Source organism: Rhodococcus oryzae (genome assembly GCF_005049235.1).
Classification (GTDB): Bacteria; Actinomycetota; Actinomycetes; order Mycobacteriales; family Mycobacteriaceae; genus Rhodococcus_G; species Rhodococcus_G oryzae.
Genome location: NZ_SUMD01000001.1, coordinates 568679 through 594141, shown reverse-complemented (window position 1 = coordinate 594141; position 25463 = coordinate 568679). Strand labels below are relative to the sequence as shown.

At 70.2% G+C, this 25463-nt stretch carries 22 protein-coding genes; 11 read left to right on the top strand and 11 right to left on the bottom strand.

Going from position 1 to position 25463, the window contains the following annotated elements; genetic code table 11:
- The first annotated feature begins 44 nt into the window (after nucleotides 1-44).
- Nucleotides 45-812 carry an SDR family NAD(P)-dependent oxidoreductase gene (locus FCG67_RS02670; RefSeq protein ID WP_077040969.1) on the top strand — a complete coding sequence of 256 codons (768 nt, stop codon included), beginning with the start codon at nucleotides 45-47 and terminating at the stop codon, nucleotides 810-812.
- A gap of 28 nt (nucleotides 813-840) precedes the next feature.
- On the top strand, nucleotides 841-1428 hold the full coding sequence (locus FCG67_RS02665; RefSeq protein ID WP_136906840.1) for a TetR/AcrR family transcriptional regulator: 588 nt from the start codon (nucleotides 841-843) through the stop codon (nucleotides 1426-1428).
- Between the two features lie 165 nt (nucleotides 1429-1593).
- On the opposite strand, the gene FCG67_RS02660 is transcribed toward FCG67_RS02665, so the two are convergent.
- Both FCG67_RS02660 and FCG67_RS02655 read right to left on the bottom strand, forming a co-directional pair.
- Nucleotides 1594-2382, bottom strand: a complete 789-nt coding sequence (locus tag FCG67_RS02660) for a DNA-formamidopyrimidine glycosylase family protein (protein ID WP_136906838.1) — start codon at nucleotides 2380-2382, stop codon at nucleotides 1594-1596.
- Nucleotides 2369-6898: an ATP-dependent helicase gene (locus FCG67_RS02655; RefSeq protein WP_211243085.1), complete on the bottom strand. Its 4530-nt coding sequence runs from the start codon at nucleotides 6896-6898 to the stop codon at nucleotides 2369-2371. The genes FCG67_RS02660 and FCG67_RS02655 overlap by 14 nt, the downstream gene beginning before the upstream one ends.
- Before the next feature lie 84 nt (nucleotides 6899-6982).
- Here FCG67_RS02655 and FCG67_RS02650 point away from each other — a divergent pair, with 84 nt between their 5' ends.
- The gene (locus FCG67_RS02650) at nucleotides 6983-7399 is read left to right on the top strand and encodes a DUF7144 family membrane protein (protein ID WP_136906834.1); all 417 of its coding nucleotides are present in this window, start codon (nucleotides 6983-6985) and stop codon (nucleotides 7397-7399) included.
- Nucleotides 7400-7411: 12 nt separating this feature from the next.
- Nucleotides 7412-9121, top strand: coding sequence for an alpha/beta hydrolase (locus FCG67_RS02645; protein ID WP_136906832.1), 1710 nt, complete (start codon nucleotides 7412-7414; stop codon nucleotides 9119-9121).
- Between the two features lie 28 nt (nucleotides 9122-9149).
- Here FCG67_RS02645 and FCG67_RS02640 read toward each other — a convergent pair whose 3' ends face one another.
- Nucleotides 9150-10175 carry an acyl-CoA dehydrogenase family protein gene (locus FCG67_RS02640; RefSeq protein ID WP_136906830.1) on the bottom strand — a complete coding sequence of 342 codons (1026 nt, stop codon included), beginning with the start codon at nucleotides 10173-10175 and terminating at the stop codon, nucleotides 9150-9152.
- Nucleotides 10172-10789, bottom strand: a complete 618-nt coding sequence (locus FCG67_RS02635; RefSeq protein ID WP_136906828.1) for a TetR/AcrR family transcriptional regulator — start codon at nucleotides 10787-10789, stop codon at nucleotides 10172-10174. Before FCG67_RS02635 ends, FCG67_RS02640 begins: the two co-directional genes overlap by 4 nt.
- A 69-nt stretch (nucleotides 10790-10858) precedes the next feature.
- On the opposite strand from FCG67_RS02635, the gene FCG67_RS02630 reads away from it, so the two are divergent.
- From FCG67_RS02630 to FCG67_RS02620, 3 genes are read left to right on the top strand one after another with little or no spacing between them, the layout of a single operon-like run.
- A complete protein-coding gene (locus FCG67_RS02630) occupies nucleotides 10859-11794 on the top strand; it encodes a patatin-like phospholipase family protein (RefSeq protein WP_136906826.1) in 936 nt (311 codons plus the stop codon).
- On the top strand, nucleotides 11791-13278 hold the full coding sequence (locus FCG67_RS02625) for a flavin-containing monooxygenase (protein ID WP_136906824.1): 1488 nt from the start codon (nucleotides 11791-11793) through the stop codon (nucleotides 13276-13278). The genes FCG67_RS02630 and FCG67_RS02625 overlap by 4 nt, the downstream gene beginning before the upstream one ends.
- Nucleotides 13275-14174 (top strand): SDR family oxidoreductase, encoded by a 900-nt coding sequence (locus tag FCG67_RS02620; protein ID WP_136906822.1) that lies wholly within the window; start codon nucleotides 13275-13277, stop codon nucleotides 14172-14174. The genes FCG67_RS02625 and FCG67_RS02620 overlap by 4 nt, the downstream gene beginning before the upstream one ends.
- Here the strand turns inward: FCG67_RS02620 and amaB are convergent.
- The gene (amaB, locus tag FCG67_RS02615) at nucleotides 14125-15645 is read right to left on the bottom strand and encodes an L-piperidine-6-carboxylate dehydrogenase (protein WP_136906820.1); all 1521 of its coding nucleotides are present in this window, start codon (nucleotides 15643-15645) and stop codon (nucleotides 14125-14127) included. The genes FCG67_RS02620 and amaB overlap by 50 nt on opposite strands.
- A gap of 50 nt (nucleotides 15646-15695) precedes the next feature.
- On the opposite strand from amaB, the gene FCG67_RS02610 reads away from it, so the two are divergent.
- Together FCG67_RS02610 and lat are read left to right on the top strand one after the other, a co-directional pair.
- Nucleotides 15696-16136: an Lrp/AsnC family transcriptional regulator gene (locus FCG67_RS02610; protein ID WP_136906818.1), complete on the top strand. Its 441-nt coding sequence runs from the start codon at nucleotides 15696-15698 to the stop codon at nucleotides 16134-16136.
- Nucleotides 16137-16201: 65 nt separating this feature from the next.
- Nucleotides 16202-17533 carry an L-lysine 6-transaminase gene (lat, locus tag FCG67_RS02605; RefSeq protein ID WP_136906817.1) on the top strand — a complete coding sequence of 444 codons (1332 nt, stop codon included), beginning with the start codon at nucleotides 16202-16204 and terminating at the stop codon, nucleotides 17531-17533.
- A 4-nt stretch (nucleotides 17534-17537) separates the two neighbouring features.
- Here lat and FCG67_RS02600 read toward each other — a convergent pair whose 3' ends face one another.
- Nucleotides 17538-18416, bottom strand: coding sequence for a sigma-70 family RNA polymerase sigma factor (locus FCG67_RS02600; RefSeq protein WP_136906815.1), 879 nt, complete (start codon nucleotides 18414-18416; stop codon nucleotides 17538-17540).
- Nucleotides 18417-18489: 73 nt separating this feature from the next.
- On the opposite strand from FCG67_RS02600, the gene FCG67_RS02595 reads away from it, so the two are divergent.
- Entirely contained in the window at nucleotides 18490-18948 is a 459-nt protein-coding gene (locus tag FCG67_RS02595) for a carboxymuconolactone decarboxylase family protein (RefSeq protein ID WP_136906813.1), read from the top strand.
- Nucleotides 18949-19117: 169 nt separating this feature from the next.
- The gene (locus FCG67_RS02590; RefSeq protein WP_136906811.1) at nucleotides 19118-19924 is read left to right on the top strand and encodes a tyrosine-protein phosphatase; all 807 of its coding nucleotides are present in this window, start codon (nucleotides 19118-19120) and stop codon (nucleotides 19922-19924) included.
- Here the strand turns inward: FCG67_RS02590 and FCG67_RS02585 are convergent.
- The 5 genes from FCG67_RS02585 to FCG67_RS02565 all read right to left on the bottom strand — a co-directional run bounded on the left by FCG67_RS02585 (nucleotide 19917) and on the right by FCG67_RS02565 (nucleotide 25190).
- The gene (locus FCG67_RS02585) at nucleotides 19917-20252 is read right to left on the bottom strand and encodes a hypothetical protein (protein WP_136906808.1); all 336 of its coding nucleotides are present in this window, start codon (nucleotides 20250-20252) and stop codon (nucleotides 19917-19919) included. The genes FCG67_RS02590 and FCG67_RS02585 overlap by 8 nt on opposite strands.
- Before the next feature lie 136 nt (nucleotides 20253-20388).
- Nucleotides 20389-22176 carry an acetyl/propionyl/methylcrotonyl-CoA carboxylase subunit alpha gene (locus FCG67_RS02580; protein WP_097210510.1) on the bottom strand — a complete coding sequence of 596 codons (1788 nt, stop codon included), beginning with the start codon at nucleotides 22174-22176 and terminating at the stop codon, nucleotides 20389-20391.
- Nucleotides 22177-22364: 188 nt separating this feature from the next.
- The gene (locus FCG67_RS02575; protein ID WP_136906806.1) at nucleotides 22365-23777 is read right to left on the bottom strand and encodes a condensation domain-containing protein; all 1413 of its coding nucleotides are present in this window, start codon (nucleotides 23775-23777) and stop codon (nucleotides 22365-22367) included.
- A 106-nt stretch (nucleotides 23778-23883) separates the two neighbouring features.
- The gene (locus tag FCG67_RS02570) at nucleotides 23884-24297 is read right to left on the bottom strand and encodes a SufE family protein (RefSeq protein ID WP_077040987.1); all 414 of its coding nucleotides are present in this window, start codon (nucleotides 24295-24297) and stop codon (nucleotides 23884-23886) included.
- On the bottom strand, nucleotides 24294-25190 hold the full coding sequence (locus tag FCG67_RS02565; protein ID WP_136906804.1) for a sulfurtransferase: 897 nt from the start codon (nucleotides 25188-25190) through the stop codon (nucleotides 24294-24296). The genes FCG67_RS02570 and FCG67_RS02565 overlap by 4 nt, the downstream gene beginning before the upstream one ends.
- Nucleotides 25191-25463: the final 273 nt, after the last annotated feature.

The window sequence follows — 25463 nt, the reverse complement described above, 5'->3', positions numbered from 1 at the left end:
TGAGACCGGGAACACACCATCACCCAGTAGAAGGAGATCAGTTCATGAACCGCTTCGAGGGCCGCAAGACGCTCATCACCGGGGCCGGATCCGGCATCGGTCAGGCGACGGTCGCCCGGATTCTCGCGGAGGGCGGCGTGGTCGTCGCCGCCGATGTGTCCGAGGAGGGCCTCGCGGTCACGCGCGCCCGCGCCGAGGAGGCAGGGGCCGCGGACCGCCTGACCACCGTCGTCGTCGACATCTCGAACGAGGCGTCGGTACAGGAGGCCATCGGCGGCGCGATCAAGGACCTCGGCGGGCTGCAGGTGCTGATCAACGCCGCGGGCATCCTGCGCGCCTCGCACACGCACGAGACCAGCCTCGACTTCTGGAACAAGGTGATCGGCGTCAACCTCACCGGCACCTTCCTGGTCACCCGCGAGGCCCTGCCCGCGCTGGTCGAGAACGGTCAGGGTGTCGTGGTGAACTTCAGCTCCACCTCGGCGTCGTTCGCGCACCCGTACATGGCGGCGTACGCGGCCACCAAGGGCGGCATCCGATCCTTCACCCACGCCATCGCCCTCGAGTACGCCAAGGCCGGTCTGCGCGCGGTCGCGGTCGAGCCCGGCAGCATCGCCTCCGGCATGACCAGCAACCCGGGCTTCCCGGAACACGATCTGGACCCGACCCTGATCGGCAAGCTCTACCCGTGGATCGGCGAGGGCTTCGCGCCGCCGGAGGACGTCGCCGGTGTGATCGCGATGCTCGCCTCCGACGACGGAAAGTTCGTCACCGGCACCGAGATTCGCATCGACGGCGGCACCCACATGTGATCGACCGGGCCCGAATACACTGGGTCCGATGAGCACCACCGACCGCCCCGGCCTCGATCAGCGCCGTCTGCAGCGACGGACGCGCCTGCTCGAGGTCGGGGTGGATCTGCTCGGTGCGGCGGGTGGGCCCGCGGTGAGCGTGCGCGCGGCGTGCCGCGCGGCCGGGGTCACCGAGCGGTACTTCTACGAGAGCTTCGACGACCGCGACGCCTATATCCGCGGGGTGTACGCGGAGGTCGGTGAGCGGGCCCGCGACGCGCTGGTGTCCGCGGTCGTGGGTGCCGAGACGCCGACGGAGATCGCGGAACTCGCGGTCCGCGCGTTCGTGGCCCTCGTCCTCGACCACCCCGAAGCCGGCCGGGTCCTGCTGCTGGCGCCGCTGCGGGAACCCGCGCTGGGCGGGCGCGGCCTGGAGCTCGCCCCGAGTTTCGTTGTGCTGGTACAGGATCAACTGCAAGGCGTCGCCGATCCCGACGAACGTGCCCTGCGCGCGCTCGGTCTCGTCGGTGCACTGACGAGTCTGTTCATCGGTTACCTCGACGGCACGGTCACCGTGCCCCGCGAGACGCTGATCCGGCACTGCCTCGGCCTGCTGGACCGGGCGAGCCGGCCCTAGTGCCTCGCGCCCGAAGTCTTCTCGCGGTTGCCGGGGCCCACGCGGCGCCTCGCTGCGTTGTCGAAGTCCCAGGTAGAACCCCGCTACCTGGGACTCCTCCGCCTGGCGATGCATCCACGTGGATCCCCGACAACCATCAATTGACTTCGGGCACGAGGCACGAGCTCAGACGGACGGCTGGCAGCGCGGACACCAGAAGATCTGCCGTTCGCCTTCGTGGGTTCCGTCGCCGAGGACCCCGCCCCTGACGAGCGCGCCGCAGCGCAGGCAGGGCCTGCCGGAACGGCCGTACACCCAGGTGGTGCGGCCGCGGCGGCGGTCTCCGGTGGTGATGCGCACGACGCGGTCCCGGTTCGCCACCAGTAGCCGGTGCGCGAGTTCGGTCCATGCGTGGGGCTCGCCCGCGGCGGCAACCGGGGTCGCCGGGTGCACCCCGCGCAGGAAACACAGCTCGTTGCGGTAGACGTTGCCGACTCCCGCCATCACGCGCTGGTCCAGCAGGGCCAGGCCGATCGGGCGGCCGGGGTCGGCGACGAGATTCGTCGCGGCGCGGCCGGGATCCCAGTCGGGGCCGAGCAGGTCCGGCCCGAGATGACCGACCGCGCGCTCCTCCTCGTCCCTGGCGAGGACCTCGACGATGCCGAGTTGGAACCCGACCGCGAGAAAGTCGGTGGTGCCCAGCAGGATCCTCGCCTGCCACGCGGGCCGTCGCCAGCGTCTACCCGCGGGATAGACGTGCCAGGCGCCCTCCATCTTCAGATGGGTGTGCACGGTGTGCCCGCCCACCCGGATCAGCAGGTGCTTGCCCCTGCTGACCACCTCGTCGACCGGTCCGGGCGTGAGGTCGACGGTCGCGAAGCGCGGCACCCGGATGTCGCAGACGGTCAGCGGCCTGCCCACGAGCGCGGCGCGGAGCTGCCCCGCGACCTGCCAGACGGTGTCACCCTCGGGCATGGAGGGCCCGCTTGCGGAGGCCGCGCGGGGTCGCGGAGAAACCGGCCTCGACGAGGACCGGCGAGAGCGGGCTGGTGTGCACGGATTCGCCGTCGACCTTCTCGATGACGATCTTGTCGACGCCGCCGTGGTCCACCACGGCGGCAAGCGATCCGGCGGCACCATGCAGGGCGCCGGGATCATCGGTGAAGGTGAGCACGGTCTTGCCGCCGCGCTCGACGTACAGCGCGAGCTCCCCGTCGATGAGCACCACCAGGGCGCCCGCCTTGCGGCCGGGCCGGTGCCCGCCCGCGGTGGCGGGCCAGGCCAGCGCGGCGCCGAACGGGTTCGCCGGGTCCGTCGCGGCGAGGGTCACCGCGGCTGGTGCGTTGGCCGGTCCGACCCGGTCGCCGTAGGCCCGCAGCCGGTCGACCACCTCGGAGGTCGAGAACTGTGCTGCGCCAAGGGTGTTGACGAAGTACCCACGCCTGCAACGCCCGCTGTCCTCGAAACCCCGCAGCACCTTATACATCAGGGCGAAGCCGCCGGGGACCGATTCGCTGACCACCGATCCCCGCGTGAGCACGCCGTACCGGTCCAGCAGCACGTCCGCCCGCGCGTGTGCCCGGACGGTCGGGTCGGGTTCGAGTTCGGGCAGCAGCGACCACCGTCCGCCGACGGTGGGCGGCCCGGTCCGGCTCGGCAACGCCGGACGGGCCAGGGCGCGGTAGGGCCGGGCCCGCGGTGCCCGGCGCGGCGCCCGATGGCTCGGCGTCGAGCGGGAGGGCCCCGACAACAGGGCCCGCAGGGGAGCGAAGGTGTCGTTGCTCAGGTGGCCCGCCCACACCAGCTCCCACAGCGACGCCGCGAGGGCGGCGTCGTCGGTCCCGCCGATCAGGTCCGAGAGGTTCCGGAAGAAGTAGGCGCCACCCGGCGCGAGCGCGTCGAGGATCTGGCGTTGCTGCTCCGACAGCTCGGTGTCGACGGGCGGGGCCAGCGTCAGCGGCGCCGCATCGGCCGGGTGCAGGCACACCCAGCCGTCGCTGCCGGAGATCGCGCCCGCGCCCGACCACAGCACCTCGCCAGTGGCGGTCAGCTCGTCGAGCATCGCCGGCTGGTAGTCGCGCACCCGCGAGCGCAGGATCATCGGCTCCCAGGCGGAGGCGGGGATCGGTACGCCCGCAAGCTGTTCGATCACCGCGGCCACCCCGTCGATACCGCGCAGGCCACCGCCGACGTGCTGCCAGTCGGGCAGGAAGCGGCCGAGCGCGGACGGCTCGACCGGCTCGACCTCCTTGCGGGCGGCGGCGAGGGAGCGGCGGCGGAGCCGCCGCAGCACCTCCGCGTCACACCACTCGCTGCCTGCGGCTGCGGGCCGGAACTCGCCCTCCAGCACGCGCTTGTCGGCGGCGAGGCGGCGCAACACGTCCCGGACCACGGAGGTCCCGAGTCCGAACCGGGCGGCCGCGTCGGCGAGCGAGAACGGTCCGTGGGTGCGGGCGTAGCGCGCGACGAGGTCGCCGAGCGGGTCGTCGACCGGTTCGATGAACGCGGCGGGGGTGCCGATCGGCAGCGGCACGCCGAGCGCGTCGCGCATCCGGCTCGCGTCCTCGATCGCCACCCACCACTGCTCGCCCGCGAAGCCGACCCGCATGGCCCGGCGCTGGGCTTCGAGCTCGCGGACCCAGAGCGCGGCATCACCGTGCGTCCGGCTCGCGATCTCCGCGTCGGTCAGCGGCCCGAGCAGGCGCAGCAGGTCCGCGACCCCCTCGAGATCCTTCGCCCTGCGGTCCGGGACGAGGCGTTGGAGTTCGCGTTCGGTGAGGTCGATGACGTCGGCGTCGAGCAGTTCGCGCAGCTCCACCCTGCCGAGCAGCTCGGCGAGCAGGGTGGAGTCGAGGGAAAGGGCCGCGGCCCGTCGTTCGGCGAGCGGGCTGTCGCCCTCGTACATGAACGCGCCGACGTAGTCGAAGAGGAGCGCCCCCGCGAAGGGCGACGGCGACGGCGTCTCGACCTCGACGAGCCTGATCTGCTTGCGGCCGATGCCGTCGAACAGGGCGGTGAGGGAGGGCAGGTCGTAGACGTCCTGCAGGCACTCGCGGACGGTCTCGAGCAGGATCGGGAAGGTCGGGAACTTGCGCGCCACGTCGAGCAGTTGGGCCGAACGCTGGCGCTGCTGCCAGAGTGGCGCGCGCTTGCCCGGATTGCGACGCGGCAGCAGCAGGGCTCGCGCGGCGCACTCGCGGAATCGGGACGCGAACAGCGCGGAGTTGCTGACCTGCTCGGTGACGATGTCCGCGATCTCGTCGCGGTCGAAGACGAACAGCTCCGAGCCGGGCGGGGCGTCCTCGGTGTCCGGTAGCCGGACGATGATGCCGTCGTCGGATGCGGTCGGCGCGGAGTCGATCCCGTACCGCTCCTGCAGCCGGGCGCCGACCGCGAGGGCCCAGGGCGCATGCACCGGCAGGCCGTAGGGCGAGTGCAGCACCAGTCGCCAGTCGCCGAGCTCGTCGCGGAACCGCTCGACCACGAGCGTGCGGTCGGTGGGGACCTGTCCGGTGGCGGTGCGCTGCTCCTCGACCAGGGCGAGCAGGTTCTGGGTGGCGTTGGTGTCGAGGCCCTGGTCGGCCAGGCGGGCCCGCAGAACCGTGTCCGCGCCGAGGGACATCTCGCGCAGGAACTCGCCCAGCGCTGCGCCGAGCTCGGCGGGCCTGCCGAGGCCGTCACCGTGCCAGAACGGGAGCCTGCCGGGCAGGCCGTAGGCGGGGCTGACGAGGACCCGGTCGTGGGTGATCTCCTCGATCCGCCAGCTGGTGGCGCCGAGCGCGAAGACGTCGCCGACCCGCGACTCGTAGACCATCTCCTCGTCGAGCTCACCGACCCGGGAGGCTTTCTCTCCCACCATGTACACGGCAAACAGCCCGCGGTCCGGGATCGCTCCGCCGGAGGTGACGGCAAGCCGCTGCGAGCCGGGCCTGCCGGTGAGGACGTCGGCGTCGCGATCCCAGACGAGTCTCGGGCGCAGCTCGGCGAACTCGTCGGACGGGTAACGGCCGGCCAGCAGGTCGAGGGTGGCGTCGAACGCGGACCGGGGCAGGCTCGCGAAATTCCCGGTGCGGCGGACCGCGTCGAACCAGGACTGGACGTCGAGCTGGTCGAGGGCGCAGGCGGCCACGGTGTGCTGGGCCAGGATGTCGAGCGGGTTCGCCGGGACCGCGAGCGCCTCGATCCGCCCCGCGGTCATCCGTTCCACGGTGACCGCGCAGTGGATGAGGTCGGTGCGGTGCTTGGGGAAGAGCACGCCCCGGGAGATCTCCCCGACCTGATGCCCGGCTCGGCCGACCCGCTGCAGCCCGCTCGCCACCGATGGCGGCGCCTCCACCTGGACGACGAGATCAACCGCGCCCATGTCGATTCCGAGCTCGAGGCTGCTGGTGGCCACCACGCAGCGCAGCCGTCCGGATTTGAGGTCGTCCTCGATGAGCGCACGCTGGTCCTTGCTCACCGAACCGTGGTGGGCACGGGCGAGCAAAGCCTCCGCGCCGTGCCCCACCTCGCTGGTGGAGCCGATCAGCGAGGCAGGTTTGTGCACCTTCTCGACCGGGGTGGCGAGGCGGTCGGCATAGACCTCGTTGAGCCTCGCGGTGAGCCGCTCCGCGAGCCGCCGGGAATTGGCGAACACGATCGAGGACCGGTGTTCGAGGACCAGATCGACGATCTGCTCCTCCACGTGTGGCCAGATCGAACCCTGTTGTGGGGCGGGGGAAACGGAGTCCTCGTCCGGTGTCGTGACACCCAGTTCGGTCATGTCCTCGACCGGTACCCGCACGGTCAGGTCGAAGGTCTTCGGGGAGGGCGGGCAGACGATGTGGATGGGCGCGGATCCGGTGAGGAAGCGGCCCACCTCCTCGTGCGGGCGGACCGTCGCGGACAGCCCGATCCGTTGCGCCGGACGGGGGAGCAGCATATCGAGCCGCTCGAGCGAGAGTGCCAGGTGTGCACCGCGTTTGGTCGCCGCGACGGCGTGCACCTCGTCGACGATCACGGTCTGCACGGTGGCGAGCGATTCGCGGGCCGCCGAGGTGAGCATCAGGAACAGCGACTCGGGCGTGGTGATCAGGATGTCGGGGGGTGTGCGCACCAGGGCACGGCGATCCGCGGGGCTGGTGTCGCCGGAACGGACGCCGACGGTGATCTCCGGCGGCGTCAGGCCCAGGCGCTTGGCGGTCTGGGTGATGCCGACCAGCGGGGCGCGCAGGTTCCGCTCGACGTCCACGGCGAGCGCCTTGAGCGGCGAGACGTACAGGACCGTCGTGCCAGGCGGACGCTGCTCGTCGTGCGGGCGGGCGGCCAGCTGGTCGAGCGCCCACAGGAACGCGGAGAGGGTCTTGCCGGATCCGGTCGGCGCGACGACCAGCGCGTGCGAGCCGTCCGCGATGGCGTCCCAGGCCCCGAGCTGGGCAGCGGTGGGCGCGGGGAAGGCGCCGGCGAACCACTCCCGGGTGGGGGCGGAGAACCTGCCGAGCACCGTGTCCATGGTGTCCATAGTGCCTCGGGCCCCCGACACTGGGCGCACACTGAGGGTGGCGTACTGCATCCGAGTCCGGAGAGGTGAACCGTCGTGTCCGAGAAGTCGAGCGTCAAGCAGGAGGTCGCAGCCGGCACCTCGATCGGGGCCGCGGCGCTTCTGGTCGCCGTCGGTGTGCTCCAGGTACTTCAGGGGATGGCCGCGCTCGGCACCGACGAGGTCTTCACCGTCGGCGTCGATTACACCTACGAGCTCGATCTGACCGCGTGGGGCTGGATCCACATCGCCCTCGGTGTGGTGATCGCGCTGGTGGGTGTCGCCTTGTTTCGGGCCGGGATCTGGGCGCGGACGTTGGCGATCGTCATCGCGGCGCTTTCGATCGTGGTCAACTTCCTGTGGCTTCCCTACGCCCCGGGGTGGGCCGGCCTGATCATCGTCCTCGATGTATTCGTCATCTGGGCGGTATGGACCTGGATTCCGAGCTCCGGCTGGGAGAAGCCGTTGCGGTAGGCGGAGGTGGCCATGGTGTCGAAGGTCCTGGATTCCTCCGGCGGTCCGTCCGCCGCCGGGGTCGACGACGGCGGGCAACCGGAGTCCGGCGAGCACCGGAAGCTGCTGTACGTCACGCTGCCCGGGTGCTGGGGTGCACTCGTTTTCGCGTGTCTGTCGTTCACGCCGTCGCTGCTCCCGCGCGGGGGCGTGCTGCAGGGGGTGGTCTGCGGAATCACCGCCGCCATCGGGTACGGGCTGGGAGTGTTCGCGGCGTTCGTGTGGCGCGCGTTCGCCGACCGACCTGCTCGGCGTCCGGGACGTCGCTCCTGGAGTGTCTTCCTCGTGTGTGCGGTGACGCTGTTCGCGGTCTCGTTCGCGGCAGGGCAGTACTGGCAGCACCAGATCCGCGCGTTGATGGACGTCACCGAGTACAGCATTCCGCTCGTGGTTCTCGCGCCCGTCGTCGCGGCGGTGGTGTTCTGTCTCCTCCTTGCGGTCGGGCGCGGCATCCGCGGCATGTATCGCTGGAGCGCGCGGTGGCTCAACCGGTGGATCGGCCGGCGGGCGGCAGGCGTTGTCGGGTGGTTCCTGATCGCCGGGCTCGTCTACGCCGTGGTCTCGGGAGTGCTGCTCGGGGGCCTCGTCGGTGTCGCCAACGGGGCGTTCTCGTTGCGCGACACGATGACTCCGGAAGGTATTCAGCAGCCCGCGACCAGCCTGCGCTCAGGCGGTCCAGGGTCTGTGGTGCCGTGGGATTCGCTGGGATGGCAGGGGCGCAGCTTCATCGGCGCAGGCCCGTCCACCGATCAGATCGGCCGGTTCGTCGACCACCCGGCCATGGAGCCGATCCGCAGCTACGCCGGTCTGGCGTCGTCGGAGGACTCGGAGTCCAGGGCGGCGTTGGCGGTCGAGGACCTCGGCCGGGCCGGGGGTTTCCAGCGCGCCAACCTGCTCGTGGTGACGACGACCGGGAGCGGCTGGGTGGATCCGGCCCTGGTGGACAGCTTCGAGTACCTCACCGGTGGCGACGCGGCGACCGTGGCGATCCAGTACTCGTACCTGCCGTCGTGGATTTCCTACCTGGTCGATCAATCGAAGGCCAGGGAGGCGGGCCGCGATCTGTTCGACGCGGTCTACGACGTGTGGTCGAAACTGCCGCAGGATGCCCGTCCCCGGCTGTTCGTCGCGGGGGAGAGCCTGGGCTCGTTCGGCGGCGAGACCGCCTTCAGCGGTGAATACGACCTGCGCAACCGCACCTCGGGAACGTTGTTCGCAGGCCCTCCCAATTTCAACACGCTGTTCCGTGAGTTCAGCGACCGGCGGGAGGCGGGGAGCCCGGAGGTCGAGCCCGTCTACAAGGGCGGGCGAACGGTGCGGTTCAGCAACGACCCCGAGGGTGGGATTCCTCCGGCGGGGAGCCCATGGGACGGCAGCCGCGTCCTGTACCTGATGCATCCCTCGGACCCGATCGTCTGGTGGAGTCCGAACCTGATCCTGAGCGAGCCGGATTGGATTGCCCAGCCGCCGGGGCGGGACGTGCTCGAGGAGATGGTCTGGATACCGTTCGTGACGTTCTGGCAGATCACCGCAGACCTGCCGTTCTCCACCGGCGTTCCGGGTGGTCACGGCCACAAGTACACCGCCGAGTACGTCGACGGATGGAACGCGGTTCTGCAGCCCGCGGATCTCACCGCCGAGCAGCTCGCCACCCTCCGGACCGTCATCGGCGCCGGCGAGTAGCGGCAATTCACCGCCGCGCCGAGACGGTTCAGGCGCCGGCGGCGTCAGCCCCGAGCTCGCCCAGCAACGCCGCACGCATCTGCGGCCTCGACGCCGCCACCAGTGTGAATGTCGCCTCGCGCATCAGCCGTTCCGCGGTGGCACCGCTGACGGCGGCGGAGCTGCCCGTCGCGGTCACCAGCGCGGCGGCGGCCCGGATCGCCAGCTCGGATGCCTGCGCCCGCGCCGCGAAGAGGTCGAACCGGCCGCCGAGTGCGGCATCGAGGTTTGCGCGGACGGCCGACGCCTCCGATGCGAACCCGGCGGTGTCCACGCCCCGCTCGCCGAGCTCGGTGAGGCAGCGCCGGGCGACGCCCATCGCCATGCATGCGTTGAGCCAGGACCCGAATCCCTGACCGGCCGCGAACTCCTCCTGGGTCACCACTTTGCTCACCCGTTCGTCCGGCACCTCGAAGCCGTCGAACCGCATCCGGACGGTGTTGCTGCCGCGCGCGGCGATCAGCGGCAGCTCCTCCATCGACACGCCCTGGCCGGGGACCGCGTCGACGATGGCGTGCACGATCGAATCGTCGAACTCGTCGCGGGCGCTCAGCTGCAGGATGTCGACGATGCCCCAGCCGGTCACGAACGGTGCGACACCGTCGAGCACGTACCCACCGTCGACGCGGCGCGCATAGAGCAGCGGCGGCTGTGGGATGGCACCGGCGAAGGCGACGCCCGCCCGGACCGACCCGTCCATCAATCCGTCCCAATATTCATCGCGCAGATCATGATTCGGGCTCGACGCCAGCCCCGCGACCACGCCGTGGTGCTGCATCCACGTGAAACAGGTGGCGAGGCAACCGCCGCACAGCGTCTCGGCCACCGCCACCAGGTCGTCGATGCCGAGCCCGGGTCCGCCGAACTCCGGCGGCGCGGCGAGGCCGTAGAAGCCCTCCGCGGCCAGCGCCTCGAAATGACTGAGCGGGATCTCGCCGTCGGCGTCGACGCTGTCGGCGGCGGGGTACAGCACGTCGTCGGCGATCTCGCGCGCGAGCTCGGGCCAGTTCGTCACGCCTGTGAGGGTAGATCCGCGGAGTCGGAAGCGGTGAGAAGCGCGCGGAGGTTGCGGGTGATGATGTCGGTCGAGAGGGTGGGGTCGATGGCGCGCTGGATGCCGAGGCCGATGCCCATGCTGAGAATGCTGCTCGCCGCGTCGTCCACCGACATCGGCAGGGTGACCTCGCCGGATTTCACGAGGGCACCGAGCATGGCGGCCACCATTCCGCGAGTCGTGCCGAGGCTCGATGCCAGCGCCGCCCGCAGGTCCGGGTCGTGGCGTGCCAGCGCCATGAACTCGAACTCGAGCGTCGTCCAGCCGACGTCGCCGAGCGTGCGCTGTGCCCAATCCTCGAACGCCGTCAGCCGCTCCTCCAGTGGCGCCTGCCTCGACAACACCTCGGCCACCTCGGTGCCCTTGGTGATGTGGATCAGCTGGAGCACCTCCAGGCACAGCTCGTTCTTGTTGCGGAAGTTGGAGTACACCGCGCCCTTGGAGTAGCCGGCCTCCTCGGCGACCTTCTCGAGTGAGGTCGCGGCGTAGCCGTCGGCGAGGAACAGGTCGCGGGCGGTCGCGATCAGATTCGTCCTGGTCTGGGCCTGGCTTTCCGACCTGGTCAAGCGTGCCATCTGCGGTCCTCTCGACAAATTCTCACTCTTGGTATACCCATCGTATCCAAATACTGTTAGTTTCTGAATATGACTTCGAGTGACACACACATCCGTCGCGGCCTGGTGATCGGCTGCGGCGGAACCCTCGGCGCGGCCTGGACCGTCGCGGCTCTGGTGGCGATCCGCGACAGCCTCGGCTGGGACTCCCGCGAGGCCGACGTTCTCGTCGGCACCTCGGCGGGCGCGGAACTGGTCACCATGCTCGGCAGCGGGGTGGGCGTGGACGAGATCCTGGCCATGCAACTGGGGGAGCAGCCGACCCATCCGGCGCTGCGCCGTCACCTGGCCGATGCACCCGGCCGGGTGCCGCCGCTGCCTCGACTCGGGCTGGGTTCGCCGAAGCTGGTGCGCGCGGGCCTGCGCCGTGAGGTGGCGCCGGTGACGGCTCTGAGCGGGCTGCTGCCGCCCGGCGGGGGTGACGCCTCCTGGCTGCACCGGCTCGCGGTGGGGCTGAACCCCGACCGTTCCTGGGTCCCGCACCCCGCGACGTGGCTCGTCGCGATGGACTACGACACCGGAGCCCGCGTCGCCTTCGGCTCGCCCGGTGCGCCGGAAGCGACACTGTCGCAGGCGCTCCGCGCGTCCTGGGCGATCCCGGGCTGGATGCCGCCGGTGCGGATCAAGGGCCGCCGCTACGTCGACGGCGGCGCCGCCTCGACCGCGTCGGCGGACCTTCTCGCCCCGCTCGAACTCGACGAACTGGTGGTGCTGGCGCCGATGGCCTCCACCGGCCCCGTTCGTGCCCGGGGAGTCGCCCGCGCGGAACGACTGGTCCTGCGGAGCTGGATGAGCGCGGGCCTGGACGCGGAGATCGCCGCGGTCGAGGCGGCGGGCACCCGGGTCATCCGGCTCGACGCCACAGCCGAGGACCTGGCCGTGATGGGCCCGAACTTCATGGACGACCGCAGGCGCCTGGCCACCCTGGAGGCCGCATTGCGCACGACTCGAAAGGCACTCGCATGACACAGGAACAGCACTTCGAGGTCCTCATCGTCGGGGCCGGTATCTCCGGCATCGGCGCCGGGATCACCCTGCGACGGATGGGGATCACGGACTTCGCGATCCTCGAGAAGAGCGACTCGCTCGGTGGCACCTGGCGCGACAACGACTACCCCGGGTGTGCCTGCGACGTCCCCTCGGGCCTGTACTCGTTCTCGTTCGCGCCGAATCCGGAGTGGACCAGGCTGTTCGCGGGTCAGGACGAGATCCGCAGCTACATCGACCGCACCGCCGCCGAACACGGGGTCGACGCGCACGTGCGCTTCGGCACCGAGCTGATCCGGGCCGACTGGGACGAGTCGGCCCACCGCTGGGTGCTGCAGACCTCGACGGGAACGCTCACCGCCAACTCCGTGGTCGCGGCCGTCGGGCCCTGGAACGAGCCGCTGGTACCGCCGATCCCCGGCCTGGACACCTTCGGCGGCAAGGTGTTCCACTCCTCGCGCTGGGATCACGACTACGACCTGGCCGGCAAGCGCGTCGCGGTCGTCGGCACCGGCGCCTCCGCGGTGCAGTTCGTGCCCGCGATCGCACCGAGCGTGGGGGAGCTGCACCTCTACCAGCGCACGGCCCAGTGGGTGCTGCCGAAGCCGGACCATCACGTGCCGAAGGCCGAACGCTGGGTGATGCGCCGGATTCCGGGCGCGCATCGCGCGCTGCGCGCGATCGAGTACTCGATCATGGAGGCGCTCGGGCTCGGATTCCGGCACCCGTGGATCCTGCGGATCGTCCAGCAGATCGGCAAGGCGCAGCTGCGAGCCCAGGTCCGCGACCCGGAGCTGCGGAAGGCCCTCACGCCCGACTACACCCTCGGCTGCAAGCGCATGTTGCTCTCGAACACCTACTACCCGGCGCTGACCCGCCCCAACGTCGAGGTGCACGCCAACGCGGTCGCCTCCGTCCGGGGCAACACCGTGGTCGGGGCCGACGGTGCCGAGCGGGAGGTCGACGCGATCATCTTCGGCACCGGCTTCCACATCCTCGACATGCCGATCGGCGGCAAGATCTTCGACGGTGATGGCCGCAGCCTCGACGAACACTGGAAGGGCAGCCCGCAGGCCTACCTCGGCACCACGATCGCCGGCTTCCCCAATGCCTATGTGCTGCTTGGCCCGGCGCTCGGCACCGGGCACACCTCGGCGTTCATGATCCTCGAGGCGCAGCTGGGATACCTGGCGAAGGCGATCGCCGCGGCCAAGGACGGCAACTGGACACGGATGGAGACCCGCCCGGAGGTGCAGGCGGCCTTCAATGCCGAGGTGCAGCAGGCGCTGGCCACCACCGTCTACAACGCCGGTGGATGCCAGAGCTACTTCCTGGACGTGAACGGGCGCAACAGCTTCAACTGGCCGTGGTCCACCGACCGGATGCGTGCGCGGCTCGGCGAGTTCGACGACCGCGCATACGTGATCTCCACTGATCTCCCCACAGAGAAGGTGACCCGATGAACCTCACAGCGCAGCAGCGGTACCCGGAGATCGAGCTCGCCGGTGCCGTCGTCCTCATCACCGGAGCCGGCCGGGGCATCGGCCGCGCCACCGCGCACGCCATGGCCGCGCGCGGCGCCAAGGTCGCGGTGGCCGACCTCGATCGCGCCGCGGCCGACGAGGTCGCGGCCGAGATCGGATCGGCGGCACGGGCCTACACACTGGACGTGCGGACGCGGCCGTCCTGGGATGCCTGCGTGGCGGCGGTCACGGACGAAAACGGACCCATCGACGTGCTGGTCGGAAACGCCGGGGTGATGCCGGTGGCAGCCTTCCTCGACGAGCCGGACGAGATCGGCGAGACCACCATCGACGTGAACGTGTGGGGGCTGATCCACGGCATGCGGGCGGTGGCGCCCGCGATGGTCGCACGCGGCCGCGGTCACATCGTCAACGTCGCCTCGCTCGCGGGCAAGATCGCGATCCCCGGACTGGCCGTGTACAACGCCAGCAAGTTCGCCGCCGTCGGACTCTCCTCGACGGCCCGCCTCGAGTTCGCCGAGGCAGGTGTCAGTGTGTCCACGGTGCTGCCCAGCGCCGTGCGGACGACGCTGACCTCCGGGCTCCCGCTCGGCAAGGGACTCCCGACCGTCGACCCCGAGGACATCGCGGCGGCGGTGGTGCGCACGGTGTCGACGCGGCGCGCGCAGACCCCGGTGCCCGGTTACCTGGCCGCGCTCGACCTGGGTCTGGCCGTATCGCCGGAACCGCTGCTCACCCTGATCCGCAAGCTCGTCGGCGGCAACCGGGCCATCACGTCCGTCGCCGCCGCAGACCGCGCGGACTACGAAGACCGGGTGAAGTCGATCACCCGAACTTCACCCCCTGCGCGAGCGGAAGCTGATCGGAATAGTTGACGGTGTTGGTGGCCCGGCGCATGTAGACCTTCCATGTGTCGGAGCCCGACTCGCGGCCGCCCCCGGTTTCCTTCTCGCCGCCGAACGCACCGCCGATCTCCGCTCCTGACGTGCCGATGTTCACGTTGGCGATCCCGCAATCGGATCCGTCCGCCGCGAGGAACCGCTCGGCCTCGCGCTGGTCGGTGGTGAAGATCGCGGACGAAAGCCCCTGCGGCACATCGTTGTGCTGCGCGATCGCCTCGTCGAGGGCCTCGTAGGTGAGCACGTACAGGATGGGGGCGAAGGTCTCCTCGCGCACCACCGAGGTCTGCGCGGGCATCCGGACCAGCGCGGGGGAGACGTAATGTCCGCCCTCCGACTCCACCCGCTCACCGCCACACACCAGGGTGCCGCCGTCCGCCCTGGCCTTGTCCAGCGCGGATGTCATGGCCTCCCAGGATCGTTCGCGGATCAACGGACCGACGAGGGTATCCGCCTCGAGCGGGTTGCCGACCCGGAGTTGCCGGTAGGCGGCGGTGACCCGCTCGACCGTCTCGTCGGCGATCGAGGAGTGCACGATCAGCCTGCGCAGGCTGGTGCACCGCTGGCCGGCCGTGCCTGCCGCGGAGAACACGATCCCACGCACGGCCAGATCGAGGTCCGCGGACGGCGTGACCACGGCCGCGTTGTTCCCGCCGAGCTCGAGCAGGCACCGGCCGAAGCGCTGCGCGACCCGCGGCCCGACCTCTCTGCCCATCCGGACCGACCCGGTCGCGCTGACCAGGGCGACCCGAGGGTCGTCGACGAGCTGTTCACCGACGGCACCGGCGCCGAGGACCAGGCGGTGAACCCCAGTGGGCGCGCCCACGTCCTCGGCGGCCCTGCGCAGCAACGCATCACATGCGATCGCGGTCAGCGGCGTCAGCTCGGAGGGCTTCCACACCACGGTGTCCCCGCACACCAGGGCGACCGCGGTGTTCCAGGACCAGACCGCCACCGGGAAGTTGAACGCGGAGATCACCGCGACCACGCCCAGCGGATGCCAGGTCTCCATCAGTCGGTGTCCGGGGCGCTCGGACGCCATGGTCCTGCCGTACAGCTGGCGGGACAGGCCGACCGCGAATTCGCAGATGTCGATCATCTCCTGAACCTCACCGAGCGCCTCGGAGGTGATCTTTCCCGCCTCGAGCGTCACAAGGGTGGCGAGGTCCGACTTGTGCTCGGTCAGCAGCTCGCCGAGCCGCCGGACCAGCGCGCCACGCTGCGGTGCCGGCACCGTCCGCCACTGGAGGAACCCGTCGTGCGCGTCGGCTATGGAGTCGGCGACCTGCGCCGGTGTGGACGGCGTCAGCCGGCACAGGACTCCGCCGGTGATCGGGGTGCGGGCGAGCAGGGTGCCGTCGACGGACGGGTGCTCGTCGCGGGCACCGCACGCGCGCAACGCCGCCTCGGCCATCGTCCGCAGGGTCTCGGTGTCGGGAAGGTTCATGGTGTTCCTCCTGTCGGGGCCTGCTCCAGTGTCCGCTGAGTTAGCCTGCCTTGGTGCCGGACACACTGGACGAGATCGACACCCTGCTGGTGCGTGAACTGATCGCCGACGGCAGGGCCACGCTGGCGACGCTGGCCGAGAAGGCGGGTCTGTCGGTGTCGGCCGTCCAGACCCGGGTGCGCAGGCTCGAGGCCCGTCAGGTGATCCGGGGTTACGCCGCGAGGGTCGATCCGGAGGCTTTGGGCAACCAACTCTCGGCGTTCGTCGCGATCACCCCGCTCGACCCGTCCAGTCCTGATGACGCGCCCGCCCGCCTCGAGCACATCCCGGGGATCGAGGCCTGTCATTCGGTCGCAGGCGAGGAGAGCTACGTCCTGCTGGTGCGGGTGGCGTCCCCCCGGGCGCTGGAGGCGCTGTTGCAGGAGATCCGGTCGACCGCGAACGTACGGACGCGCAGCACCATCATTCTGCAAACATTTTACGGTGACTAGCTAATTGCCGAACAATTTTCCACTTACTAGTGACTTTGACAGGATTATCAACATAATCTTGAGGTATGAGCACCGCGATCCGGCGTTCTCGGCCCGTCCCCGGCCTCGCTCCTGACGAGGTACACGAGGTGCTGCGGGCGAGCCTGCTGGTCGACGGCTTCGACCTGGTCCTGGATCTGGAGCGATCGCACGGGCGGCGGCTCGTCGATCAGCGCGACGGCACCACCTACCTGGACATGTTCGGCTTCTTCGCGTCCTCGGCGCTCGGGATGAACCACCCCGACCTGGCGGCGGACGAGACCTTCCTGGCGGAGCTCACAGCCGCCGCGGTGAACAAGCCCAGCAACTCCGACATCTACACGGTGCCGATGGCAGAGTTCGTGCGCACCTTCGTCCGGGTCCTCGGTGACCCGGCACTACCACACCTGTTCTTCGTCGACGGCGGGGCGCTCGCCGTCGAGAACGCGCTCAAGGTGGCGTTCGACTGGAAGAGCCGGACGAACGAGTCCCGAGGGCTCGATCCGGCGCTCGGCACCAGGGTGCTGCACCTGACCCACGCCTTCCACGGCCGGAGCGGGTACACGCTGTCGCTGACCAACACCGATCCGAACAAGGTCGCGCGGTTCCCGAAGTTCGACTGGCCGCGCATCGACGCCCCCTACCTCGAGCCCGGCCGTGACGCGGACGAGGCCGACGAGCGGGCGCTGGCACAGGCGAGGCTGGCGTTCGATCGACATCCCGACGACATCGCCTGCTTCATCGCGGAGCCGATCCAAGGCGAGGGCGGGGATCATCACTTCAGACCCGAGTTCCTCCAGCGGATGGCGGCGCTGTGCCACGAGCGCGACGCCCTCTTCGTGCTCGACGAGGTGCAGACCGGTGTCGGATTGACCGGGACCACGTGGGCGTACCAGCAACTCGGGCTCGCACCCGACGTGGTCGCGTTCGGGAAGAAGTCGCAGGTCTGCGGGATCATGGCCGGTGGTCGGGTGGACGAGGTGCCCGACAACGTGTTCCGGGTGGCGTCGCGGATCAACTCGACCTGGGGCGGCAACCTCGCCGACATGGTCCGGGCCCGCCGCATCCTCGAGGTGATCGAGCGCGACCGGCTGATCGACCGGGCTCGCTTGCTCGGCGCGCACCTGCTCTCGCGGCTCGTCGAACTGGCCGAGCGGCACCCGATCGTGACCGACCCCCGCGGGCGGGGGCTGATGTGCGCGTGCACCCTGGACTCGACCGCCAGGCGCGATGCCGTCGTCACCCAGATGCGTGAACACGAGAGCGTGCTGATCCTGGGGACGGGGGAGCGCGGCATCCGGTTCCGGCCCCCGCTCACGGTGACGGTGGCCGAACTCGACGCTGCCGTCGATGCGCTCGATCGGGTGCTGAGCCGGTAGCGCGTCAGCCCCTGGCTGCCTCCCGGTCGAGGCGCTCAAGGCGCGGGGGGTCGGCGAGGATGTGGATCTCGACGATCCGGCCGTTCGTGATGGTCACGGCCATGACCGACTGCAGCCGGCCGTCCGGGGCGTTGACCACGCCGACCGTGCCGTTGACGAGCGCGGGCATGGACGAGTGGGCGAACCGCGCGAAGCTGAGCGCCTGCGCGGACACCGCCTCCGCCCCGCGAACCACCTTCAGGATTCCGACGCCGGTGTCGGCCCTGAGCACCACGTCGGGGTCGAGGACGGCGACGAGGGCGTCGAAGTCGCCGCCCCTGGATGCGGCGAGGAACGCGTCCACGACCTCCCGCTGTCGGGCGAGGTCCGGATCGGGTACCGGGGTCGAGTCCTGGACGCGGCGGCGGGCGCGGCTGGCGAGCTGCCGGGTGGTGGCGGTGGTTTTCCCGACGACGGTCGCCACCTCCTCGAAGGGCACGGCGAACATGTCGTGCAGCACGAAGGCGAGACGCTCGGCGGGGGTCAGGGTGTCCAGGACCACGAGCAGCGCGAGGCCGACGGAATCGCCGAGCAGCGCCTCGTGTTCGGGGTTGGTGCCCTCCGCCACGCTGACGATCGGATCGGGCAACTGCTGGTCGTCGATGGAGTCCTCGCGGCGGACCTTGCGGGAACGCAGCATGTCCAGGCACACCCGTCCCATGACTGTCGTCAGCCATCCGCCGAGATTCGTGAGGCTGTCGGCCTCGGACCGGCTCAGTCGCAGCCAGGTCTCCTGGATCGCGTCTTCGGCATCGCTGAACGAGCCGAGCATCCGGTAGCCGACCGCCAGGAGATGGGTGCGGTGGTCCTCGAAACGCAGCGCCAACGAGTCGTTCTCGTCCATCTGTCACATTCTCCCGTCGCGTTCCGTCATCACTGTGACGGACGAAAACCCGGACAACACTGGAGGGGTCATTATGCAGGCACGAATGGGAAACCCGGCGATGGTGGTTCCCGGCGCGATGGAAGCGTTGCTGGCGCTGGGCAAGGCGAGCGAGAAGGGCACCGTTCCGAAGACCACGCACGAGCTGGTCCATCTGCGGGCCAGCCAGATCAACGGCTGCAGCGTCTGTGTCGACATGCACGCCCGCGAGCTGAAGAAACCCGGCGAGTCGGACGAGCGGGTGTTCGCCGTCGCGGCGTGGCGGGAGGCTCCGTACTTCACCGACGCCGAGCGCGCCGCGCTGGCGCTGGCCGAGGCGGTCACCCGGCTCAGCGATCGGGCGGACGCGGTGCCGGACCAGGTGTGGGACGAGGCCGCGGACCTCTACGACGAGCAGGAGTTGGCGTCGCTGATCTTGTCGATCGCCACGGTGAACGTCTGGAATCGGGTCAACGCCGCCACCCGGCAGATCGCGGGGGCCTGGGGGCAGTAGCCGCCCGGCTCAGAACTCGCCCGCCCGATCGAAGACGAGCTGTGCACGCTGCGCCATGTCGGCGCCGGTCTTGTGGCCTTCGACGATCAGGTGTGAAATCCGTTCAAACATCGAACGAAATTACGGGCGGGCCTGAGAGCGACGCGGGATCGTGGTCTACCGTGCTGGTATGAGCACATCTTCGACGGTCGGCGCCCGCATTCCCATCGCGTCGGTGCCCAACCTGCGCGACATCGGCGGCTACCCGACGGCGGACGGGGCCCGGGTCCGGACCGGTGTCGTCTACCGGTCGACCGACCTCGGGCGCGTTGCCGACGGTGACGTCGCCGCGCTGGACGCCCTCGGGATCACCACGGTCTTCGACCTGCGGACCGAGTCCGAGCGGGAGCTGCTGCCCGACCGGGCCCCGAGCGGCGCGAAGGAGGTGGCGCTGGACGTGCTCGCGGACACCGATCCGAGCGCGGCCCCTGCGATGATGCAGCACATCCTCACCGACCCGAAGGTGGCGGAGCAGCTGCTCGGCACCGGCGACACCAACGAGTTCCTGCTCAAGGTCTACGGGGAGTTCGTCACCCTGCCCAGCGCGGTTTCGTCCTACCGCACGCTGTTCACGGACCTGGCGCGGGCACAGGGCGCGCCTGCACTGATCCACTGCACCACCGGCAAGGACCGGACGGGCTGGGCGTCCGCCTCGCTGCTGCTGTTCCTCGGGGTCAGCGAGGAGGACGCGTTCGCGGACTACCTGCTGACCAACGAGCAGCTGCTGCCCTCGTTCGAGCCGGTCTTCGACAAGTTCCGCGCCGCGGGCGGTAACCCCGACCTCCTCCTGCCGATCCTCGGCGTGCGCAGGCCCTACCTGGAGGCCGCGATCGAGCAGGTGCGCGCCGGCTTCGGCGACGTCGAGGGCTACTTCGCGGACGGTCTCGGGATCTCGGCGGCGGACCGGGACGCGCTGCGCACGAACCTGCTCACGTAACAGTCAGCTCCAACGCGCCCTCGGCGAACCGGCGGATGACGGTCGTCGCGGTGCTCAGCGCGTCCTCGTGCCCGGCGCGGGCCCAGCCGGCCAGCACGGCCCGCGGCCCGTCCAGGGTCAGGCCCACCTCGGCGAGTAGCTCGCCGGTGTTCGGCTGGCACACCGCCCACGAGTAGTGCTCGTCGGACGCCCACTGCGCGGTGCGGGTGGCGACGTAGTCCGGGTCGTCGATCCCGCCGTCGGCGAGCGCGGGCCGGTCGTCGACCCGCTCGTCGGCGCGCAGCGCACGCAGGTACCACGCGCCCGCGTTGACCTCGATGGGTTCCACTACGCGTCACCGCCCTGCTCGCAGTCGGTGCTGATGCGGATCTCGGGAAGGTCTGCCATGGCATCAGGATAAGGTGCGCACAGCACAGCGCCCCCGGTTGCCTGGGGCAACCGGGGGCGCAGCGAGAGTGCTTGTGCTACTTGAGCTCAGCGAGGACGGTGCCCTGGGTGATGGCGGCGCCCGGCTCGACGGCCAGTCCGGTCACGATGCCGGCCTTGTGCGCGTTGACGGGGTTCTCCATCTTCATGGCCTCGAGCACGGCGATCAGATCGCCCTCGGCGACCTCCTGGCCCTCCTCGACGGCGACCTTGACGACGGTGCCCTGCATGGGGGCCGTCACGGCGTCACCGGACGCGGCTCCGCCCGCGCCGCCGCCACGCTTGCGCGGCTTCGGCTTCTTGCGGGTGGCGCCGTTGGTGGACCCGCCGCCCCCGAGCGAGAACTGCCCGGGCAGCGACACCTCGACGCGGCGTCCGCCGACCTCGACCACGACGGACTGACGCGGCAGCGCCTCGTCCTCGTCGAGCGCCTCACCGGCGGTGAACGGCTCGACGGTGTTCTTCCACTCGTTCTCGATCCACTTGGTGTAGACGTCGAAGCTCTCACCGTTGCCGATGAACGCGGGGTCCTCGACGATGGCGCGGTGGAACGGGATGACCGTCGCGAGGCCCTCGACGTGGAACTCGGCCAGCGCGCGGCGGGCGCGGGCGAGCGCCTGGTCGCGGGTGGCGCCGGTGACGATCAGCTTGGCCAGCATCGAGTCGAACTGGCCGCCGATGACGGAGCCGGACTCGACGCCGGAGTCCATGCGGACGCCGGGGCCGGTCGGGGGCACGAACTTGGTGACCGGTCCGGGAGCGGGCAGGAAGCCGCGGCCGGCGTCCTCGCCGTTGATCCGGAACTCGAAGGAGTGGCCACGCGGTGCCGGATCCTCGGTGAACTCCAGCTCCTCGCCGTTGGCGATCTTGAACTGCTGGAGCACGAGGTCGATGCCCGCGGTCTCCTCGGTGACCGGGTGCTCGACCTGCAGGCGGGTGTTGACCTCGAGGAACGAGACGGTGTCGCCCTGCACCAGGAACTCGACCGTGCCGGCGCCGTAGTAGCCGGCCTCCTTGCAGATGGCCTTGGAGCTGGAGTGGATGCGGGCGCGCTGGTCGTCGGTGAGGAACGGCGCGGGCGCCTCCTCGACCAGCTTCTGGAAGCGGCGCTGCAGCGAGCAGTCGCGGGTGCCCGCGACGATGACGTTGCCGTGCTGGTCGGCGATGACCTGGGCCTCGACGTGGCGGGCCTTGTCGAGGTACTGCTCGACGAAGCACTCGCCGCGGCCGAAGGCGGCGATCGCCTCGCGGGTGGCGGAGTCGAAGAGCTCGGGGATCTCCTCGATGGTGTGGGCGACCTTCATGCCGCGGCCACCGCCACCGAAGGCGGCCTTGATCGCGACCGGGACGCCGTACTGCTTGGCGAACTCCACGACCTCGTCGGCGTTCTTGACCGGGTCCTTGGTGCCTGCGGCCATCGGGGCCTTGGCGCGCTCGGCGATGTGCCGGGCGGTGACCTTGTCGCCGAGGTCGCGGATGGACTGCGGCGAGGGACCGATCCAGATCAGCCCGGCGTCGATGACGGCCTGGGCGAAGTCGGCGTTCTCGGACAGGAAGCCGTAGCCGGGGTGGATCGCGTCGGCACCGGACCGCTTCGCTGCGTCGAGGATCTTGTCGAACACGAGGTACGACTCGGCGGACGTCTGGCCGCCGAGGGCGAAGGCCTCGTCGGCAAGGCGCACGAACGGCGCGTCGGCATCCGGCTCGGCGTACACGGCGACGCTGGCCAGGCCTGCGTCTGCTGCCGCCCGGATCACACGCACGGCGATTTCGCCGCGGTTGGCGACGAGCACCTTGGTGATGTGCGCGCTGGCATGACTGGGCACTGAGCCTCCTGTTTGTCGCAAGGGGTACCCGCTGTTCGATCCCCTTCCGGGGGTCGTACCCGGCGGGGTGGTTACGGGCATCACATCGGAGTGTAGGCATCGCCCACCGGTCCGATGTAATCGGATAGCGAATTCGTCGCGATGGCCCCGCGGGCCGGCCAAACACTACTGACCAGTAATTCTTCCGGTCACCGGGTGATGTGGTCTGCGAGCGTGCAGGTACCGGTGCCCACGACCTCCTCCATCAGGTTCCGAAGCCGGCCGAGATAGCGGTGCACGTTGGCCTCCGCCTCACCGGTGTCGGGGTACCGGGCGGCGATGTTCACACCCCGAGGGGTGCGGTTCACCCAGATGTGCACGTCGTGCTCGTACTGCTTGCTCCGCAGGGCCCGCGCGTTCCATTCCGGCCACTGCGTCGCCGACGGAACGAAGCGCAGATCCATGTAGGAGACGACGAATCGCGGCTTGGCCGCGGTGGTGAGGACCTCGCTGACCCGTTCGTAGGGATACCGGGCCGCGGGCTTTGCCGCCGCGATCTGCGCCTGCGCACGCGCCGCCAGTTCACCGAACGACTGGGCGCCGTACACGTCGAAGCAGATCGGGCCGAGTCCCACGTACCAGCCGACCGACGCGGCCAGCTGCGGGTCGTTCCTGGTGTGCATCGGGGTGACCGCCTCGAATCGCGGCTGGCCCGCCAGCTCGGCGCCGACGATGCCGAGGCATGCGAGGGTGCCAGCGAAGAAGCTGTGCCCGAGCTTGCGGCAGGCGAGCGTGAACGCGTCCGCGCCGTCCGCGTCGAGCGCCCACACGGACACGCCGGTCTGCGGCACCGGGCCGGGGTCGGCGGCGCCGATGTCGAGTGGGAACTCGGGCAGTGTCCCGCCGCAGTGATCGAGGGTCGACCGCCACAGTTCGACCACCGGGTGGCCGGGGTCCAACTCGGCTGCGGTGTCCCGTTCACGGGCCCCGAAGTCCACGTAGCTGCCCACCGGGAACAGGCCGGCGTCGATGCCGTCGCGGGCCTGCCGGTACAGCGCCTCGATCTCCTGCGCGACGATCACGACGGACAGGCCGTCGATGATCGCGTGGTCGGCCGCGAGGAACACGGTGAATCGATCGTCGGGGCCGGGCGGCACCAGCGTGGCGAAGGCATACGAGGGCCAGGACAGCGGGGACGTGCAGCCGTCGAACAGCTCGGCCACGTCGACGTGGTTCTCGGCACCGCTGCTCCGGTAGCCGTGGCTGCGGGCGGTGACCCGAACCCGCCCCGTCTCGATCGTGTGACGGCTGACCGCGCTCGTGGTCGGGCTGATGCTCGCGTGACTTCGCAGCGCCTCGTGCCGGTCGATCCACTCGTTCAGCGCGTGTGCGAGGGCCGCGGTGTCGAGCTTTCCGGTGATCTCGAATGCGGTCCCGAGCCACGATCCGTGTTCGGGACCGGTGGTGCGGGTGGCCTGACGTAGGCGAGCCTCGTGCACGTACGACGCGGGCCGGGGATCGTCGAACCAAGGCGACGATCCGTCGTCGAAGGGCGCGGACGGGAGCCACTCGGTGAGGGTGCCCGCGGTGATGGGGTAATCGGAGAGTTCGGTGAATTCCATTGGCAACATCCAATTCTTGCGAGTGGTGTGCTGATGGATGGGTAGGACAACACTGACCCGCCCGTCCGGGAGTCTACCGGCGGGCGGGTCGGTGTGCAGGTCTCGATCAGTCCGTGAGGTGTCGCTTGATGCGCGTCAGCATCGCGGACATCCCGCGGAGCCGGAGCGGGCTCACCGCCTCCGCGAGGCCGAGCGCCGAATAGAAGTCGGCGGGGACATCGAGGATCGCCTTAGCGCTCTGGCCGTCGAGGCCCTGGTGCAGGATCGACGCGAAGCCCCTCGTCGTCGGCGCCTCAGGCGGGGCGCTGAAGTGCAACCGCACGTGCTCCCGGTCGGCGGCGTCGACCGAGAGGAACAGCGGCGACTGGCACTCGGGGACCGGCTCCATCGCCGCCTGCTCGAGCTCGGCGGGCAGATCGGGGAGTTCGCGGCTGAATTCGAGCAACAACTGCAGCTTCTGCTGACCGTCGACGGCGGCGAAGTCGTCGACGATCTCGGCGAGGGGCTCGGGCAGACTCATGCGGTAGCCGGGACCTCTCCGGGCTCCTCGCCCTTGGCGATCGGGACCCGCACCGCGTTGCCCCACTCGGTCCAGGAGCCGTCGTAGTTGCGCACCTTGTCGAAGCCGAGCAGGTGGGTGAGCACGAACCAGGTGTGGCTCGACCGCTCGCCGATACGGCAGTACGCGACCACGTCGTCGGTCGGTGCGTAGGCGGCGTAGATCTCCTCCAGCTCCGCGCGGGAGCGGAACCGGCTGTCCGGCGCCGCGGCCTTCGCCCACGGGATCGACGCCGCGGTCGGGATGTGGCCGCCGCGGAGGGCGCCCTCCTCCGGGTAGTCGGGCATGTGGGTGCGCTCGCCGGTGTACTCCTGGGGGGAACGGACGTCGATCAGCGGTCCCTTGCCCAGGTGGCCGAGGACGTCGTCCTTGAAGGCGCGGATCGCGGCATCGTCGCGCTCGACCACCGGGTAGTCGGTGCGCGGGTTCTCCGGCACGTCGAGCGTGGTGCCCCGGTCCTCCGCGATCCACGCGTCCCGACCCCCGTCGAGCAGTCGCACGTCCTCGTGGCCGAAGAGGGTGAACACCCACAGCGCGTAGGCGGCCCACCAGTTGCTCTTGTCGCCGTAGATCACGACGGTGTCATCGCGCCTGATGCCCTTACGGCTCATCAGGTCCGCGAAGGCCTCGCCGTCGATGTAGTCGCGGGTCACCGGATCGTTGAGGTCGAGGTGCCAGTCGATCTTCACCGCGCCCGGGATGTGGCCGACGTCGTAGAGGAGCACGTCCTCGTCCGACTCCACGATCTTGACGCCCGGTGCGCCGATGTGAGCGCCCAACCATTCGGAGGTGACCAGTCGTTCGGGATGGGCGTACGCCGCGAAGGAGGGGTTCGGGTCGGGCGCTACGGGCACTGGGGATCTCCTGACGAGGCGGCAAATGGGTCGCCGTCGATTCTAAGCTGACGGCGCCGGGTGTGCCGCCCGCGCCGACGTCGATCGGCGCGGTCCTCGCGCGGGAAGAAGTGTATAGTTCGCGGTTTCGGACTGCGGCAAAACGCCGGTCACAGAATCGTCGTTCGCCGCCGTGTGGCACGTTGACCTGCATCGATTCGATGTCGAACCGATCTGAGGGCTCCCGTGTTATTTGTCGGACAATTGGACCATTCGCATGCGCGAAGCCCGCGG